This window comes from Bacteroides acidifaciens (assembly GCF_903181435.1).
Taxonomy (GTDB): Bacteria; Bacteroidota; Bacteroidia; order Bacteroidales; family Bacteroidaceae; genus Bacteroides.
On record NZ_CAEUHO010000005.1, the window covers coordinates 463,245 to 481,443 of the forward strand.

An 18,199-nucleotide genomic window follows, 5' to 3' on the forward strand; every position below is an offset into this window, starting at 1 on the left:
AGATTGAATATGAAAAGAATTCAGATATCATTCCTGCTATGCCTTGTCTTGAGCTTTGCTTTTTCTCTGTTTGCACAGAATACCAAAGAACTTATACTTTTACAGACCAGCGATGTGCATAGCCGTATCGAACCTATCAACCAGAAAGGCGACCGTAACTACGATGAAGGCGGCTTTGTCCGTCGGGCTACTTTCCTCGACCAGTTCCGCAAGGAACATAAGAATGTCCTGCTGTTCGATTGCGGAGACATTTCTCAGGGTACACCTTATTATAATATGTTTCAGGGAGAAGTGGAAGTCAAGTTGATGAATGAAATGGGGTATGATGCTATGACTATCGGTAACCATGAATTTGATTTCGGTCTGGACAATATGGCACGTCTTTTCAAAATGGCAAACTTTCCGGTGGTCTGCGCCAATTACAACCTCGATGCTACCCCACTGAAAGATATCGTAAAGCCTTATGTAATTCTCGAAAGATATGGCTTGAAGATTGGCGTATTCGGATTGGGAGCGAGGCCCGAGGGCTTGATTCAGGCAAATAAATGTGAAGGAGTAATTTATGAGAACCCTATTGAAGTATCGAACGAAATAGCAGCCTTGTTGAAAAAGAAGGGCTGTGACGTGATAGTGTGCCTGTCTCATCTGGGCATTCAGATGGACGAACGTCTGGTTGCGAAAACGCGCAATATTGATGTCATTCTAGGCGGACATTCACATACCTTTATGAAAGGCCCTAAAATTTATTTGAATATGGACGGAAAAGAGATTCCCATCATGCATTCCGGAAAAAGTGGTGTGCGTGTAGGTCGTCTCGATTTGACTTTGAAATGTAAATGAAGATAATTCCCTCAATTTTAGCGATTTTATTTCTACTCTCAGCCGGACAAGTCACAAGTTCGGCTCAGAATGTTATCACTCCCACTGTCGAACCACTGCTGGTGTCTAAAGCTCTTCAGGATGAAGATTGCCGTCATTGGGTAGACTCGGTGATGAACAAACTCTCCTTTAAAGAAAAGGTGGGACAGTTATTTATCTATACCATTGCGCCGATAGATACCAAACGGAACCTGGAGCTGCTGCGCGAAGCCGTCGATACCTATAAGGTGGGCGGACTTCTCTTCTCTGGTGGGAAGATGCAAACCCAGGTTGACTTGACAAACCGGGCACAAAAACTGGCGAAAGTACCTGTTATGATTACCTTCGACGGAGAATGGGGGTTGGCGATGCGTTTGCGTGGAACACCTGTTTTCCCGAGAAATATGGTATTGGGATGTATCCGTGACAATCAACTGATTTACGAATACGGGCGTGAAGTGGCCCGTCAATGCCGGCAGATTGGGGTACAGGTAAACTTTGCTCCGGTAGCGGATGTGAATATCAATCCCAAGAATCCGGTCATCAATACCCGTTCCTTCGGAGAAGACCCGATACAGGTAGCAGATAAGGTAATTGCTTACGCTTATGGTCTGGAAGGTGGGGGAGTATTGTCCGTATGTAAGCATTTTCCCGGTCATGGCGATACTGATGTCGATTCACATAAAGCACTTCCGGTGCTTCCTTTCACTCGCGAGCGTTTGGACAGCGTAGAGCTTTATCCCTTTAAAAGAGCGATTCGTGCAGGACTGGGCGGTATGATGGTGGGGCATCTGCAAGTGCCTGTTATCGAGCCGATAGGCGGAGTCCCTTCTTCCTTGTCACGTAATGTCGTGTCCGGTTTGCTGACGGACGAGTTAGCTTTCAAAGGATTGATATTCACCGACGCACTTGCCATGAAAGGAGTGGTAGGCAGCGGTAATGTCAGCTTACAAGCATTGAAAGCGGGCAATGATATGGTACTGGCTCCTCGCAACCTAAAAGACGAAGTTCCTGCCGTGCTCGAAGCCGTTGAAAAAGGAGAACTAAGCAAAGAGGATATTGAAAATAAATGCCGTAAAGTTCTGACTTATAAATATGTATTAGGACTCAAGAAAAAGCCGTTTATACAACTGTCCGGTTTGGAACAGCGTGTCAACAGTCCTCAGGCACGTGATTTGGTTCGTCGGTTGAACCAGGCGGCAATTACTGTCCTGAACAATAAGAATCATATCCTGCCGCTTCATGCCGACAAAGCGCAGACAATTGCTCTGCTCGAAGTCGGAAAACCGGGAGAAACGGAAGCGTTAGCCAAACAAATGTCCCGCTATGTATCATTGGCGCGTTTTCGTCTCCGTCCCAATCAGACCGAAGAAGAGAATCGGCGGTTGCGTGATTCGTTGGCTACTTATAAACGAATAATTATAGCCGTCAGCGAACAACGCCTGGCTCCTTATCAGCCGTTCTTTGCAAAGTTCGCTCCCGAAAGTCCGGCTATTTACCTGTTCTTCACTCCCGGTAAAATGATGTTGCAGATTCACCGTTCGGTGTCTCACGCTTCGGCAGTGGTATTGGGACATAGTCACAACAGCGACGTACAGCGTCAGACGGCGGATATATTGTTTGCCAAAGCCACTGCCGACGGACGATTATCGGCAAGTTTGGGCGGATTGTTCCCGACAGGTGCGGGAGTGACTATCACGCCAAAAACTCCTTCACATTTCGTCCCCGAAGAATATGGTCTTTCGTCTGCCCTTCTCAAAAAGATTGACACTATTGCGTTAGACGGTATTCAGCAGGGCGCCTATCCCGGTTGTCAGGTGGTCGTCTTGAAAAACGGGCATGTCATGGTTGATAAGGCTTTCGGCACTTATGCGGGAAAAGGCAGTCCCCGTGTCGAATCGACGGACATCTACGACTTGGCCTCCCTTTCCAAAACAACGGGGACGCTGCTTGCGCTTATGAAACTCTACGATAAGGGACGTTTTAGCCTGACCGATAAGATATCCGATTATTTGCCGTTCCTGCAACGTACTGATAAGAAAGATATAACGATTCAAGAAATACTGTACCACCAGTCTGGGCTGCCGTCCTGGCTTCCTTTCTATCAAGAAGTCATTGATAAGGACAGTTACGACGGAAGATTGTTCAGCGTACGCAAAGATGCGCAGCATCCGGTGCGGATTGGAGCGACTACCTGGGCGAATCCGAAATTCAAGTTTAAAAGTGAATACATCTCTCCTGTCAAAAAGGGTGACTATACAATTCAGATTTGCGACAACCTGTGGTTGAACCGTTCTTTCCGGAAAGTGATAGAAGAGAAAATAGTGGAAGCTCCGTTGAAACAGAAACGTTACATATATAGCGATATAGGATTTATTCTGTTGGGAATGTTGGTAGAGCAGTTGGCAGGTATGCCTATGGAAGCCTATTTGCAACGTGAGTTTTACGGACCGATGGGGCTGGAACGTACCGGTTACCTGCCATTGCGGCGTTTCTCTAAATCGGAAATCGTTCCTTCCAACAAGGACCGTTTCTTGCGGAAAGAAACCTTGCAAGGATTCGTACATGATGAGGCTTCCTCTTTCTTCGGCGGGCTGGCAGGCAATGCCGGACTTTTCTCTACCGCCCGTGAAGTGGCGCATGTCTATCAGATGTTGCTGAATGGGGGAGAGATAGACGGACAACGTTATTTGAGCAAAGAAACCTGCCAGTTATTTACGACAGGAGTGTCGAAGATAAGCCGTCGCGGTCTAGGATTTGATAAGCCGGATATGGAAGACCCGAAGAAAGGAAACTGTGCGTCCGTCGTGCCTGCCGGAACCTACGGTCATACCGGATTTACTGGTACGTGCGCATGGGTAGACCCTGTGAACGAATTGGTTTATGTCTTTTTGAGTAACCGCATCTATCCCGATGTCACCAACCGCAAACTCAATCAACTGCATATTCGCGAACAGATACAGGAAGCGATTTATGGCGCAATGAAGAAAAAGTAATCATTCTGGCAGAAAATAAAAAGAAATGCCCTTCCACTTGCAACAGTAGAAGGGCATCTTTTTATTATTAACGTAATATTCTGATAGTTGTATCTCTTTCTAGAACGATACACCCAGGCGGAAGCCGAAGTTGCTCAATCCGTCTACACTGTAATGCAGTACATCAGCCTTGTTGGTACCATAGCTGTAGTACAAAGCAAAGTGCAAGCCCGGACCGTACACCCAAGGGAATACGTTGATACCTACTTCAGGAGAAGCATAGAAGCCCCAACTGTTTTCTCTTGCTTCAAGCATATTGAAGTTAGAGCGTACTTTCGCATATTCAGCACCTAGTTTAGCGCTGACATAAGGTTGGAAAGAACCGCCGCGGTTCCACTGGTAACGTGCAGCAGCACCGAAAGGCAACTGGAAAATAGTATGTTGCTGGTCGGTAGTCACATCACCGCCTGCCATTTTGAACGTTTCACGGCCTACATATTCGTGGTTGCTGTGGTAGTTAAGGAAAAGTCCCAAACCGATGTTCGGAGTCACGAAATAACCACCTTCGAAGTTCATACCCCAGCCACTTGCCTTGTCAGCAAAATTATTGCTTAGCGGGGCATTGAACTGCCAGTCGATATTGGCATATCCATTGTCTGATAACTGTGCCTTAGCCGGCATGGCGAAGGCGATGGCAATAGCCGCCAAGGCTACCACCTTGAAGTATATATTTTTTCTTGTTTTCATAACAGTTGTAGTTGATTATTTGTTAGTTAGATAAGGTGACTGAGCGAATGACTGGTTGACAGCTTCCACAGCAAGAGTGCGGTTGATAGCTTTAGAACCGGTGTCAAATCCGGTCAGGTAGCTTGTCCATACAACAGGCAGTTTTTTGCTATCACCTTGGTCGGCATTCAAGTCCACCATTTCTGTCAGGAATGAGTTGGTGCTATAACTGTAAGTCACAGCGTACGGGTAGTACCATCCTCCACCCCAGTTTCCGCCCCAGTAGCCGGGACCCCAGTAACCGGGATAACCCCACCACCATTCAGGTTGAGAGTAGCTGGTGAAATAATAAGTACTTGCGATGTAGCTTACTTGGATACCAAGGTCAGCATCTTCTTTGGTATCAGCGGCTGTATAGCCTCTGGCTTCCATGTTTTCCGTGTAAGCGGCCAGAATTTGTTCAGCGCCTTCTCCTTCGAGGTATTCCGGCTCTTTACTATCACTAATCACTAGGATTTGAGGTGCCAGAAAGAATGTGGGAACTTTGAAGTCAGCTTTCTCGTCGTGGTTAGTGTACACCAGATAGTTGTCATCCAGCTTACCCATGTCCGGGTCTTTTTCGCAAGAAGCGAGTGCAAAGACCGCCAATAAAATAGGAATTAATTTCTTCATATCTTTATAATGTTTAGGTTATATAAAAATCATGCCCTGGTACCTTGGGGCTTTTGCAAGAAACAACAAGATAAAAATAAAAAGGTTCGCTAGAAAAATAGTTTTGCCGGAAAATTAACATCTTACTTTTCGCTCCCGCCATCAAAAAAGATGAGCAATCTGCCGATGATTAGGCGGATTGCTCATCTTTTTATAGCTTACTGAAATTTGTTTGGAAATCGGTTGTTAAAACAGAGGTTGTAATAATTCCGGTATTTCAACTTTATCAAGCTCCAGTTCGTTCACCCGTTGTTTGCCTGCCGGAGACAGGTGGAAATACATTTGTCGGCGGTCTTCGTTTCCGAGTGTCCGGACAATCAGTTCTTTCTCTTCCAGTATCCGAAGCATCTTCGACGTATGCGATGGGCTCATGTCCGTTTGCTTTGACAGGTTGGTAGCTGTCATTCTCTCCGTAGAGCACTTGAGAGTGCACAATATCATGGCCTCATTCAGTGATATCCGGTAGACTTTTTCAAATGCTGTTTCAAAGCTTGTCATGGCTCTGAACACGTCTCGCATTGCACATATTGTTTTCATATCTTATTTGAATATAATTTACTAGTTATTTCCGTTAAATAAACAGATTAACGTTGGCATTATCCGCTCGTTCCATATACGTTGCTACACCGCCGATGGTCACGTCGTCCAGGAGTTCTTCTTTTTTCACTCCCATCACATCCATCGACATTTGGCAAGCAATAAATTCCACTCCATTCTCCAGAGCTTGCTGACGCAGCGATTCAAGCGAGTCGATTCCCTTCTCCTTCATGATATACCGCATCATTTTTCCGCCTATTCCGCCCATGCTCATCTTCGAAAGTTTCAGTTTCTTAGAGCTTGAAGGCAGCATCATACCAAACATCTTTCCAAAAATATCTTTCTCCACTTTCGGCTTGTGCAACTTCTTGATAACGTTCAATCCCCAGAAGGTAAAGAAGATTGTAACTTTCTGTCCGGTGGCTGCCGCGCCATTAGCGAGCACAAAGGTGGCTAAAGCTTTATCCAAATCATCGCTAAACATGATAAACGTTTTTCCTTTGCCATCACAAGAAGTAACAATATTACATGATTTTGGTTCTCCTTTTTCTATAATAACAACAGATTTTCCTCCGGATGCCTCTTTAGAAATCAACTGGTTACCGGTCGAACTGCACCATGCGGCAGCATCACGCGGGAATCCCGGGTCGGTTGCCGTAATCTCTACCCGTTCGCCCGAAGCCAGTCCGTCCATTGTCTTTTTCATTTTCAGAATCGGACCGGGACATTGCAGTCCGCAAGCATCCACTCGGATGGTTTTGGCGGTTGCGACAGGTGCGGTAGGTTGTCCGGTTTGTGTTGTTGGCTCTTGCTGTATAGGCGCTTTTCCCGTTTCATTTTCATTATCTTCGTGCAAGATGATAGGAGAGGTGGCGGCACGGTAAGTTTTCAGTCCGCCCGAAAGATTGCGTACCTTATCAAATCCGTGTTGTGTCAAAATACGGTAAGCAAGATATCCCCGCAGTCCGACAGCACAGAACGTATAAATCATCCGGTCTTTCGGCAGTTCTGTCAGCCGGTCGCGAAGTTCATCCAATGGAATATTAACAGCGCCCGGCAAACTACCTAAAGCAAATTCATCCGGAGTGCGGACATCCAGCAGGTATTTGTTCTCCATTTCAATGTCTCTCAGTTCTCGCCAGTACACAGGGTTCGTCCTGCCTGTAATAATATCTTCTGCCACATATCCCGCCAGCGCTACCGGGTCTTTGGCGGAAGAGAACGGTGGTGCGTACGCCTGCTCCACTTTCATCAAGTCATAGATAGTTCCCTCATGTTTGATGACAAGTGCGAGTTCGTCAATCCGCTTGTCCACTCCGTCATAGCCTACAATCTGTCCACCGTACAATCGTCCCGTCTGCTTGTCGAAAGTGATTTTGATACTCATCGGCATAGCGTCCGGGTAATATCCGGCATGGGAAGACGGATGAATGGTAGATGACATATACTCAATCCCTTCCACCCGCAGTCGTTTTCCGGGCAAACCGGTAGAAGCCACTGTCATGTCGAACACCTTGGCGATGGAAGTGCCGATGGAACCTTCATAGGCAATCTTAGCTCCCAGTATATTATCCGCAGCGATACGTCCCTGACGGTTGGCAGGGCCGGCAAGATAATTGAGCCAAGGTTTTCCGGTAATCGGATGGCGGTATTCAATCGCGTCGCCAATCGCATAAATGGATTCGTCAGACGTTTGCAGATAATCATTCACAGCGATTCCGCCGGCAGGACCGATAGTCAGTTCGGCAGCTCGTGCCAGGTTCGTTTCCGGGCGTACGCCAATAGATAAGATAACAATATCGGCAGCAATAGACTGACCGTTCTTAAAGTTGACCTTCAATCCTTTTCCGTCGCGCTCAAAAGAAGCTACGGCTTGTTCCAGATATAGATTCACTCCTTTATCCATCAGATGTTGGTGCACCAGTGAAGCCATTGAGAAGTCAATAGGCGCCATCACCTGGTTGCCCATTTCCACAATCGACACTTTCGCCCCTTGCGCATGCAGGTTTTCTGCCATTTCGAGTCCGATAAATCCGGCTCCTACCACTACCGCTTTCCGCGGAGCATGGCTGTCGATATATGCTTTGATTTTGTCCGTATCTGCAACGTTTCTCAGCGTGAAGATTCCGCTCAGGTCTATTCCCGGCAGGGGCGGGCGTACAGGGGAAGCCCCGGTTGATATTAACAACTTGTCGTAACTTTCCTCATACGTATCTTCGCTGTTTTGCCGCACTGTGACCGTCTTTCTTTTCCGGTCGATGAAAATCACTTCATTTTCCGTGCGGACATCAACACGGAAGCGTGTAGAAAATGCTTCGGGAGTCTGAACGAACAGTTTTTCGCGCTCTTCGATGACTCCACCTATATAATAAGGTAAGCCGCAATTGGCATACGATATATATTTCCCTTTTTCCAGAAGAATGATTTCTGCTGATTCGTCTACTCGTCTGATTCGGGCAGCAGTGGTAGCCCCGCCTGCAACGCCTCCAATAATGATTACTTTCATATATTTATTAGTGTAAATAGTTTCCTAAGGAAATAACAAACTACATAAGTGAAATGTTCATGGATTCATTGAAAAAACTTATATTTGCACATCCTGTTTTTCATTTTTCTCACCGCCCATGGGAATATCCCCGACGGCGTGCAGGCATATTGTACGTGTGTTGGAATGTACCAAAGGGAATAAGACAGAGACAGCCCGCTTGTTGAAAATAGGGCTTACTACGCTGTATCGGAAGATAGAGGAATATAAAATTTAGATAAATAAATGAATGCTCCGCGCTTCACAGCGCAGAGCATTAGCATACAAACAAACAAAAATAAAACATGGTGCGGTATTAGGGGTGACAGTTCCTGATAGCTAAAGTGGGAATCCTTGAACTCTTTCTTGGGAATTAGCTATTGGTATACTGTCCCACACCATGTAGTTTGCGTGTATCCTTGATTTGCATACAAGAAATCTTTTTGTTGCGGTTAAAACACTGCAAAGCGGAAATTGTTTCGCAAATAATTAGCAGATAGGAAACCGTCTGTAAGCACAGTGTTTTTTGGGGGGCTATTTCTCATACTAGAATAAAAAAAGCAAAAACATTCCTCATATTCTCATGTTAAAGCATATTTGTCTGATTACTAAATATATAAAGAATGAGAATGAAATTGTTTACATGCATTTCTCATGGCTTTATCAAGAAAACGCGCTTAAAACGTAAGCGTCTCGGCGATACCATATTTTCTATCTTAATTTTTCCTTTTAGCTTGGCGTCATAATAAAAGCCACATCTTATGACTGCACATGACTTGTATACTCTTACCTTATCGGATTATAAACCTGTTTATGTCCTTCTCCCGCCTTAACTCTTCGTAGTTATTGTCGTGAACGTCATGTCAACTACCATGGTATGTGTCTTTGGCTTTCCCGTCACGGCATCAGTATCTGTGAGTTGCGTCCCTCCTCTTCGGTCACCGCCGCTAAAGAGCCTGCTTCCTCTTTCAGCTGTTTGCTTCCGGTCTGCCCTTCCCCTTGCTCCTCTCCGGATATGTTTTACGGGGTTACCATCACTTTCCCAGGCGGAGTGACTGTCTCTATCTGAACTGGAGGAGAAGGTAATCGAAGTCAAGGCTCAGTTGTAATTCTTGGGGGGATTTGGTTCAGGACACAGCCATATCCTTAAAAACTTGATTCATTCCCGTGCGGAAATGCACCAAATCTCCCATTATCTGTATCCAAACTAACTAAAAACTCTCTTACTGATTTTTTATGCTATAATCCGGTTTCAGCCGTTTCAGTTTTATTCGCAAACGCCTTGGCAAAAGGGGATAGCGGCTGAAGGCGGAAAAAACCACCCCCTGCGAGAATAGGTTGTAGCCAGGGGGGAGTGCTTTCAGCGCATTCAGCTTTTTCAGACTTGACAGTAAGCGTCTCCGCGATGCCATCTTTTTTCTTCTCCCTTCTTCTTTTATCTTTGCCTTAAAAAAAATGAACGCTACCCCTTTATTTCCTTACATCATCGAAGACTACAAGAATCATCTTCGTAGCCATTCCGAGTCTCATTTAAGTTTTCATGCTTTTTGTGGTAAATATAACGTTCGGATTGCCAGTGTATGCCAATGGATGCGTCGTCACGGTTTGGACATAAGCACTTTGCGTTATGAAGTCCTCTTGGAAAATTGTCATACGGCCCCCGATCAGGTTCTTTCAACCATTTATCGGGAAACGAGATACACAATTCCTGATACCTCCTCTAAAGAACGTAAAACTCCGCCTTCTTCCAACGATATTCCGGTAGAAAACCGTATAAAAGGTGCAACTATTACTTTTCCCGACGGTATCATCGTGAACATTCAGCAGACCACCCCCTTCGCCCTGACCAAGTTCATAGAATCTTATAATAAACTAACTGACCGCTACCATGTTCAGCCTGAATGAGTCCCTGAATTACTACCTGTACCCTCGCTACATTCCTACGGGTAAAGGTATTGAAGCACTTTCCGAACTTATACGTTCTTGTACTTCCGCCAATCTCTTGAGTGGGGATGTTTACCTGTTTGTGAACAAGGGCAGAAATGTGATAAAAGCCCTCCGCTGGGATACCGATGGATTTATTTTATATCAGAAACGCCTGGAAACGGGTACATTCGAAATACCCCGTTTTAAGCCAGGTGGAGGCCTGTATAAGCTTGACTGGAAGATATTCTTTTTAATAATGAAGGGGATACCGCTTCGTTCCATATCTTACAGAAAACGCTTTAGATTATAGTATAACGCACTGTATGTTAAATAGATAGTAAATTAATAGTAGCATTTTTCCTTTGAATATACCTGCAGAATCCGTACCTTTACACCATGAATTCGGAACGGATAATCAGGTTATTGGAGGAGCAGCTCCGCTTTTCACGGGAACAGAATGCGCAAGCTGCAGAGCGGGAGAAGGTCTTGCTGGAGCAAAACCGTGCCATGGCCTTGCAAATCGAACTCCTTACCGAATCAGTCCGTTCACTGGAAGAGGCTTTGCTGGCAAAAGACGCCTCTGCGGGAAAAATACGGAACACATGCCGGGCACTGGGCAAACTGATAACCAACAAATCTGAAAAGATTGCCCCTGTCTCCCCTTCTTTAGCGGATAGCCCGAAAACGGAGTCTCCTTCCCCAAAAGAACGTGGAAACAATAATGCCAGGCGCAAGGAACACTTCGAACTGGAAGTCCAGGAACACGATATTTATCCGTCCCTGCCCGACTTTCCTCTCGAACTGGCACGCTTTCTGAAAACAGTGGACTCTATCCGCTATGAATATATTCCTCCCCGTTATATCAAGCATGTCAATCACCTGCATTATTATTTGTATCAGGGGAGCATCGTGTATGGAAAACTACCTGCCACCCCGTTATTGAACTCCAGTTATGACGCATCCTTCATAGCCGGTATCCTCCAGCTGCGCTACATTTACTCCATGCCGGTAGAAAGGATTGTCAGCTTCTTTACCGAAAGCGGTTTTGAAATGAGCAAATCCACCGCACACGGACTGATAAAGAAAGCCGCACAATTGTTTGATATCCTCGAAGAGACGCTTAAAGAGGCCATTCTGGAGGATGAGTACCTGCACATGGATGAAACGTATTATACCGTCCTGGAAAAAGGTCCGAAGTCCACAACCGGAAAATCATCCTGCAAGGTATACATGTGGGCGGCTTTAGCCAGCCATACGAAACTGGTACACTTCTTTTATCAGAACGGTTCAAGGGCAAGGAAAGTACTGACCGATTATATCAGCCCCCACTACCGGGGAGCCATACAGTGTGACGGATTCTCAGATTATAAGATATTGGAAACGGATGAATATCCCCATGTGATCCGGCTGGCGTGTTTCCAGCATTGCAAACGTAAGTTTCTGGATATACCGGCAAACAGGGATGCACAGAGAATTATAGAAATCATCAACAAGCTTTACCGGAAGGAGCATGAAATACCACCCGAATATACATCCGAACAGATACTGGAGTACAGAAAGGAGTATGCACCACCCATATTGGAAGAGCTAAAGGAAAACCTACTTGCCATACAGGCTAAAAAAACGACTTTACCCAAAAGTAATTTGGGCAAAGCGGTCAATTATACCCTGAATGAATATCCCGCATTATGTAACTATATACTCAACCCCGAGTATGAATTGGACAATAATGCCATTGAGAGGATTAACAGACATATAAGCCTGAGCAGAAGAAACTCACTATTTTGCGGAAGTCACCAGGGGGCAAAAAGGGCAGCATTGATATATTCACTGGCATGTTCATGCAGACTAAATGGGATTAATACATTTGAATACTTTAAAGACATACTGAACAAATTCATTATAGTAAATCCGAATACAAATAAAAAATATCTCAGAGAACTATTACCGGATAAATGGAAGAGGTAACGGCATCGCGGAGACGCTTACACTTGACAGTAGCTCTATATATTCACCGTGGTAGGTATATATACTCACCGTACTGGATCTATATGTCCACCACGCGGGGTATATAGATCCATCACCCGGATAAAAGTGGGTGGCACGTGGTTAAGTTATACACTTTTGCATTCAGGGGTGACTTCAGCCAAAAGAACCGATGAAAAGGGACTTTTTTGAAGAACTGAAAGCTGAAGGCGGTTTTTTACTTTTTATATTTGGTAGGAGATTTAGCTGTAACAAGTAGGAGACTTGACTGCAACAAGTACTACACTCAATGAAATGATATAGGAGACTTGAGTAAGTCAAGTACATGGCTCGGCTTACTTCAGTACTGCTTTTTTCTTCTTTCTCTCTTCTTTCTCTCTTCTTTCTCTCTTCGTGCGCGCTTTACGCGCACGTGTGAATATAATAAGGTGTCCTTTCTTTCCCGTCCCCTCACACTCCTGTCCCTTTATTAAAAAACATGTTCTACAACATCATTATCAATCAACGAGTTAGCATAAACATTCAAAAATAATTAGAAAAAAGAGCAGAATATATTTGGAGCATATATGAAAAGGGCGTACTTTTGCACCCGCTTTCCAAGAGAAGAAAGCCTTGATAAAATGACTTAGTGTACAAAGCGCAGGACCGCTTAACGATAAAAACAAAAAAAGTTCCGAAAAAGTTTGGAATAAATAAATAAAAGTTCTTATCTTTGCAGTCCGATTCGCAAAGAAAGCGGTTTTGCTTTTTTTCTTTTATGATTATTCTTTCCCTTTCGCAAGAGAGCCTGAGAAACGAGTTGAAAAGAAAAAACAAAAAAAACTTCCAAAAAAGTTTGGCAGTTAAAATAAAACCTCTTACCTTTGCACCCGCTTTTGAAACGAAAGCGACAAGTTCTTTGAAATATTGATAAACAATACAAGTAGTACAAGTTAAAAAATAGAACCGTCAATACTTGTTTCCCATGTAGCAATACAAGTGAAACACAGGTAATTGAAAAGAGTCAATAAATTGTACGGCATCCTGAACAGAGCAAAAACCTGCCTAACGGCAGATTAACAATACTTTTACAATGAAGAGTTTGATCCTGGCTCAGGATGAACGCTAGCTACAGGCTTAACACATGCAAGTCGAGGGGCAGCATTTTAGTTTGCTTGCAAACTAAAGATGGCGACCGGCGCACGGGTGAGTAACACGTATCCAACCTGCCTCATACTCGGGGATAGCCTTTCGAAAGAAAGATTAATACCCGATGGCATAGTCCTTTCGCATGATCGGATTATTAAAGAATTTCGGTATGAGATGGGGATGCGTTCCATTAGTTAGTTGGCGGGGTAACGGCCCACCAAGACAACGATGGATAGGGGTTCTGAGAGGAAGGTCCCCCACATTGGAACTGAGACACGGTCCAAACTCCTACGGGAGGCAGCAGTGAGGAATATTGGTCAATGGACGAGAGTCTGAACCAGCCAAGTAGCGTGAAGGATGACTGCCCTATGGGTTGTAAACTTCTTTTATATGGGAATAAAGTTTTCCACGTGTGGAATTTTGTATGTACCATATGAATAAGGATCGGCTAACTCCGTGCCAGCAGCCGCGGTAATACGGAGGATCCGAGCGTTATCCGGATTTATTGGGTTTAAAGGGAGCGTAGGTGGATTGTTAAGTCAGTTGTGAAAGTTTGCGGCTCAACCGTAAAATTGCAGTTGAAACTGGCAGTCTTGAGTACAGTAGAGGTGGGCGGAATTCGTGGTGTAGCGGTGAAATGCTTAGATATCACGAAGAACTCCGATTGCGAAGGCAGCTCACTGGACTGCAACTGACACTGAGGCTCGAAAGTGTGGGTATCAAACAGGATTAGATACCCTGGTAGTCCACACAGTAAACGATGAATACTCGCTGTTTGCGATATACAGCAAGCGGCCAAGCGAAAGCATTAAGTATTCCACCTGGGGAGTACGCCGGCAACGGTGAAACTCAAAGGAATTGACGGGGGCCCGCACAAGCGGAGGAACATGTGGTTTAATTCGATGATACGCGAGGAACCTTACCCGGGCTTAAATTGCACCTGAATAACGTGGAAACATGTTAGCCGCAAGGCAGGTGTGAAGGTGCTGCATGGTTGTCGTCAGCTCGTGCCGTGAGGTGTCGGCTTAAGTGCCATAACGAGCGCAACCCTTATCTTTAGTTACTAACAGGTCATGCTGAGGACTCTGGAGAGACTGCCGTCGTAAGATGTGAGGAAGGTGGGGATGACGTCAAATCAGCACGGCCCTTACGTCCGGGGCTACACACGTGTTACAATGGGGGGTACAGAAGGCAGCTACCTGGTGACAGGATGCTAATCCCAAAAACCTCTCTCAGTTCGGATCGAAGTCTGCAACCCGACTTCGTGAAGCTGGATTCGCTAGTAATCGCGCATCAGCCATGGCGCGGTGAATACGTTCCCGGGCCTTGTACACACCGCCCGTCAAGCCATGAAAGCCGGGGGTACCTGAAGTACGTAACCGCGAGGAGCGTCCTAGGGTAAAACTGGTAATTGGGGCTAAGTCGTAACAAGGTAGCCGTACCGGAAGGTGCGGCTGGAACACCTCCTTTCTGGAGCGATGTCGTTCGAAATGACTTTTCAAGGTTCTGTTTTTGTACTACTGGTACTTGTTTATTTATAATATATAGATCGAGCGTCTATAGCAATTATAGATAGAGATAAACAAGAGAAAAAAGAAGCCGAGTCTAACGCAACAGGTAGACAAGGTTGAACTAGTCCTATAGCTCAGTTGGTTAGAGCGCTACACTGATAATGTAGAGGTCGGCAGTTCAACTCTGCCTGGGACTACTCCGAAAACTCTTACGGGGGATTAGCTCAGCTGGCTAGAGCATCTGCCTTGCACGCAGAGGGTCAACGGTTCGAATCCGTTATTCTCCACAGTCTCTGAAAAGAGAAACGATCTTTGACATGATGATAACAAAAAAGTAAAATTTTAGTAAAGAGCTAAAAGTATATATCGAACCGTACGTTCTTAACGTATCAAGATTGCGCAAGCATTCCTCCATACGCTAAGAAGTCAGTTTGAAAGAAAGTAAGCAAGGGCGCATGGCGGATGCCTTGGCTCTCGGAGGCGATGAAGGACGTGATAAGCTGCGATAAGCTTCGGGCAGGTGCAAATAACCTTTGATCCGAAGATTTCCGAATGGGACAACCCGACATTCTGAAGGAATGTCATCCATCCTAGATGGAGGCTAACGCAGGGAACTGAAACATCTTAGTACCTGTAGGAAAAGAAAATAATAATGATTCCCCAAGTAGTGGCGAGCGAACGGGGATTAGCCCAAACCAATGTTGTTACGGCAACATTGGGGTTGTAGGACCACGATGTCGCACGAAATTTGGTGAGAAGAATTCTTTGGAAAATGAAACCATAGACGGTGATAGTCCGGTATTCGAAGCCAAACGAAGCGTAGTGGTATCCTGAGTAGCGCGGGACACGAGAAATCTTGCGTGAATCTGCCGGGACCATCCGGTAAGGCTAAATACTCCCGAGAGACCGATAGCGAACCAGTACTGTGAAGGAAAGGTGAAAAGCACTTCGAACAGAAGAGTGAAATAGTCCCTGAAACCATGCGCCTACAAGCGGTCGGAGCTGCTTAAGCAGTGACGGCGTGCCTTTTGCATAATGAACCTACGAGTTACTTTTTCCGGCAAGGTTAAGAATCTAGAGATTTGTAGCCGAAGCGAAAGCGAGTCTGAACAGGGCGATAAGTCGGAAGGAGTAGACGCGAAACCAAGTGATCTACCCTTGGGCAGGTTGAAGGTTAGGTAACACTAACTGGAGGACCGAACCGATAAGCGTTGAAAAGCTTCCGGATGACCTGAGGGTGGGGGTGAAAGGCTAATCAAACTTGGAGATAGCTCGTACTCCCCGAAATGCATTTAGGTGCAGCCTTGTGAGTTACTAATGTGAGGTAGAGCGACTGATAAGATGCGAGGGCTTCACCGCCTATCAAGTCTTGATAAACTCCGAATGCGCATTAGTCCTATCACAGGAGTGAGGGCATGGGTGCTAAGGTCCATGTCCTAAAGGAGAAGAATCCGGACCATCAGCTAAGGTCCCCAAATAATTGCTAAGTTGAACTAACGAAGTCAGATTGCTAAGACAGCTAGGATGTTGGCTTGGAAGCAGCCATTCATTTAAAGAGTGCGTAACAGCTCACTAGTCGAGGAGTTTGGCGTGGATAATAATCGGGCATCAAGCAATTTACCGAAGCTATGGGATGTGCAAACATCGGTAGGGGAGCATTCCACTCTGCGTTGAAGGTGAAGCGTGAGCTTTGCTGGAGCGTGTGGAAAAGCAAATGTAGGTATAAGTAACGATAAAGGGGGTGAGAAACCCCCTCGCCGAAAGACTAAGGTTTCCTGATCAACGCTAATCGGATCAGGGTTAGTCGGGTCCTAAGGCTCAGCCGAACGGTGAGGCCGATGGCAGAACAGGTTAATATTCCTGTACTACCTCAAGGAGTGACGTGGAGACGGAGCAGTGACAGCGTCGCGGACTGACGGAATAGTCCGTTGAAGGGTGTAGACGTTGATTATCCCAGGCAAATCCAGGATAAGAGTCGAACCTGATAGTATACTAAATTCTTCGGAATGCGGTAATAGTGCGTGTAAACATACTCCCAAGAAAATCCGCTAAACTTAATCTTTGAGGTACCCGTACCGCAAACGGACACACGTAGTCGGGTTGAATATACTAAGGCGCTTGAGTGATTCACGGTTAAGGAACTAGGCAAATTGACCCTGTAACTTCGGGATAAAGGGTCCCTACGGCGACGTAGGGCGCAGAGAATAGGTCCAGGCAACTGTTTAACAAAAACACAGGGCTGTGCCAAATTGAAAGATCACGTATACAGCCTGACACCTGCCCGGTGCTGGAAGGTTAAGAGGAGATGTCATCGCAAGAGAAGCATTGAATTGAAGCCCCAGTAAACGGCGGCCGTAACTATAACGGTCCTAAGGTAGCGAAATTCCTTGTCGGGTAAGTTCCGACCTGCACGAATGGTGTAATGATCTGGACACTGTCTCAACCGTGAGCTCAGTGAAATTGTAGTATCGGTGAAGATGCCGATTACCCGCGATGGGACGAAAAGACCCCGTGAACCTTTACTATAGCTTAACATTGAATTTGGGTAATTGATGTGTAGGATAGGCCGGAGACTTTGAAGCGCAGACGCCAGTTTGTGTGGAGTCGCTGTTGAAATACGGCCCTTTGATTATTTGAGTTCTAACCCGTGGATGCGGGGACACTGTTTGGTGGGTAGTTTGACTGGGGTGGTCGCCTCCAAAAGTGTAACGGAGGCTTCTAAAGGTGCCCTCATGACGATTGGTAACCGTCAGTAGAGTGTAATGGCATAAGGGCGCTTGACTGGGAGACAGACACGTCGATCAGGTAGGAAACTAGAGCATAGTGATCCGGTGTTTCCGCATGGAAGGGACATCGCTCAAAGGATAAAAGGTACTCCGGGGATAACAGGCTGATCCCTCCCAAGAGCTCATATCGACGGAGGGGTTTGGCACCTCGATGTCGGCTCGTCACATCCTGGGGCTGGAGAAGGTCCCAAGGGTTGGGCTGTTCGCCCATTAAAGTGGCACGCGAGCTGGGTTCAGAACGTCGTGAGACAGTTCGGTCTCTATCTATCGTGGGCGTATGAAATTTGCGTGGCTCTGACACTAGTACGAGAGGACCGTGTTGGACTGACCGCTGGTTTACCAGTTGTGCCGCCAGGTGCATCGCTGGGTATCTAAGTCGGGATTGGATAAGTGCTGAAAGCATCTAAGTACGAAGCCAGCCACAAGATTAGATTTCTTAGGGTCGTCAAAGACGATGACGTTGATAGGATGCAGGTGTAAAGGTGGTAACATCATAGCCGAGCATTACTAATTGCCCGTTCACTTTCTTAT

General features: G+C 45.8%; 11 protein-coding genes, 2 tRNA genes, 2 rRNA genes and 1 pseudogene. 11 read left to right on the top strand and 5 right to left on the bottom strand.

Features of this window, described 5'->3' with window-relative positions:
• The first annotated feature begins 9 nt into the window (after nt 1–9).
• On the top strand, nt 10–840 hold the full coding sequence (locus CLIN57ABFB40_RS19165) for a bifunctional metallophosphatase/5'-nucleotidase (protein WP_175631515.1): 831 nt from the start codon (nt 10–12) through the stop codon (nt 838–840).
• Nucleotides 837–3,854, top strand: coding sequence for a glycoside hydrolase family 3 N-terminal domain-containing protein (locus tag CLIN57ABFB40_RS19170; RefSeq protein ID WP_175631516.1), 3,018 nt, complete (start codon nt 837–839; stop codon nt 3,852–3,854). The genes CLIN57ABFB40_RS19165 and CLIN57ABFB40_RS19170 overlap by 4 nt, the downstream gene beginning before the upstream one ends.
• 99 nt (nt 3,855–3,953) lie before the next feature.
• Here the strand turns inward: CLIN57ABFB40_RS19170 and CLIN57ABFB40_RS19175 are convergent, their stop codons facing one another.
• The 4 genes from CLIN57ABFB40_RS19175 to CLIN57ABFB40_RS19190 all read right to left on the bottom strand — a co-directional run bounded on the left by CLIN57ABFB40_RS19175 (nt 3,954) and on the right by CLIN57ABFB40_RS19190 (nt 8,313).
• Nucleotides 3,954–4,580 carry a porin family protein gene (locus CLIN57ABFB40_RS19175; RefSeq protein ID WP_175631517.1) on the bottom strand — a complete coding sequence of 209 codons (627 nt, stop codon included), beginning with the start codon at nt 4,578–4,580 and terminating at the stop codon, nt 3,954–3,956.
• A gap of 15 nt (nt 4,581–4,595) precedes the next feature.
• The gene (locus CLIN57ABFB40_RS19180) at nt 4,596–5,231 is read right to left on the bottom strand and encodes a DUF4136 domain-containing protein (protein ID WP_175631518.1); all 636 of its coding nucleotides are present in this window, start codon (nt 5,229–5,231) and stop codon (nt 4,596–4,598) included.
• A gap of 225 nt (nt 5,232–5,456) precedes the next feature.
• Nucleotides 5,457–5,807 carry a winged helix DNA-binding protein gene (locus CLIN57ABFB40_RS19185; protein WP_175631519.1) on the bottom strand — a complete coding sequence of 117 codons (351 nt, stop codon included), beginning with the start codon at nt 5,805–5,807 and terminating at the stop codon, nt 5,457–5,459.
• Nucleotides 5,808–5,841: 34 nt separating this feature from the next.
• Nucleotides 5,842–8,313: an FAD-dependent oxidoreductase gene (locus CLIN57ABFB40_RS19190; protein WP_175631520.1), complete on the bottom strand. Its 2,472-nt coding sequence runs from the start codon at nt 8,311–8,313 to the stop codon at nt 5,842–5,844.
• 142 nt (nt 8,314–8,455) lie between these two features.
• Here CLIN57ABFB40_RS19190 and CLIN57ABFB40_RS19195 point away from each other — a divergent pair.
• Nucleotides 8,456–8,569: pseudogene (locus CLIN57ABFB40_RS19195) on the top strand (helix-turn-helix domain-containing protein); the annotation flags it as partial.
• A gap of 639 nt (nt 8,570–9,208) precedes the next feature.
• The gene (locus CLIN57ABFB40_RS19200) at nt 9,209–9,400 is read left to right on the top strand and encodes a hypothetical protein (protein ID WP_254871844.1); all 192 of its coding nucleotides are present in this window, start codon (nt 9,209–9,211) and stop codon (nt 9,398–9,400) included.
• 154 nt (nt 9,401–9,554) lie between these two features.
• Here the strand turns inward: CLIN57ABFB40_RS19200 and CLIN57ABFB40_RS19205 are convergent, their stop codons facing one another.
• Nucleotides 9,555–9,743, bottom strand: coding sequence for a hypothetical protein (locus CLIN57ABFB40_RS19205; protein WP_175631521.1), 189 nt, complete (start codon nt 9,741–9,743; stop codon nt 9,555–9,557).
• Nucleotides 9,744–9,786: 43 nt separating this feature from the next.
• Here CLIN57ABFB40_RS19205 and CLIN57ABFB40_RS19210 point away from each other — a divergent pair, with 43 nt between their 5' ends.
• The 7 genes from CLIN57ABFB40_RS19210 to CLIN57ABFB40_RS19240 all read left to right on the top strand — a co-directional run bounded on the left by CLIN57ABFB40_RS19210 (nt 9,787) and on the right by CLIN57ABFB40_RS19240 (nt 18,199).
• Nucleotides 9,787–10,236: a hypothetical protein gene (locus tag CLIN57ABFB40_RS19210; protein WP_175631522.1), complete on the top strand. Its 450-nt coding sequence runs from the start codon at nt 9,787–9,789 to the stop codon at nt 10,234–10,236.
• Nucleotides 10,220–10,567, top strand: coding sequence for an IS66 family insertion sequence element accessory protein TnpB (tnpB, locus tag CLIN57ABFB40_RS19215; RefSeq protein ID WP_162223503.1), 348 nt, complete (start codon nt 10,220–10,222; stop codon nt 10,565–10,567). The genes CLIN57ABFB40_RS19210 and tnpB overlap by 17 nt, the downstream gene beginning before the upstream one ends.
• An 86-nt stretch (nt 10,568–10,653) precedes the next feature.
• Nucleotides 10,654–12,225: an IS66 family transposase gene (gene tnpC, locus CLIN57ABFB40_RS19220; protein WP_175631523.1), complete on the top strand. Its 1,572-nt coding sequence runs from the start codon at nt 10,654–10,656 to the stop codon at nt 12,223–12,225.
• A 1,087-nt stretch (nt 12,226–13,312) separates the two neighbouring features.
• A 16S ribosomal RNA gene (locus CLIN57ABFB40_RS19225) occupies nt 13,313–14,841 on the top strand.
• A gap of 164 nt (nt 14,842–15,005) precedes the next feature.
• Nucleotides 15,006–15,079 (top strand) — tRNA-Ile (locus CLIN57ABFB40_RS19230).
• A 16-nt stretch (nt 15,080–15,095) separates the two neighbouring features.
• Nucleotides 15,096–15,169: transfer RNA gene (locus CLIN57ABFB40_RS19235), tRNA-Ala, on the top strand.
• Between the two features lie 148 nt (nt 15,170–15,317).
• Nucleotides 15,318–18,199 (top strand): 23S ribosomal RNA (locus CLIN57ABFB40_RS19240).
• Together the 16S and 23S rRNA genes with 2 tRNA genes alongside form the textbook arrangement of a ribosomal RNA operon.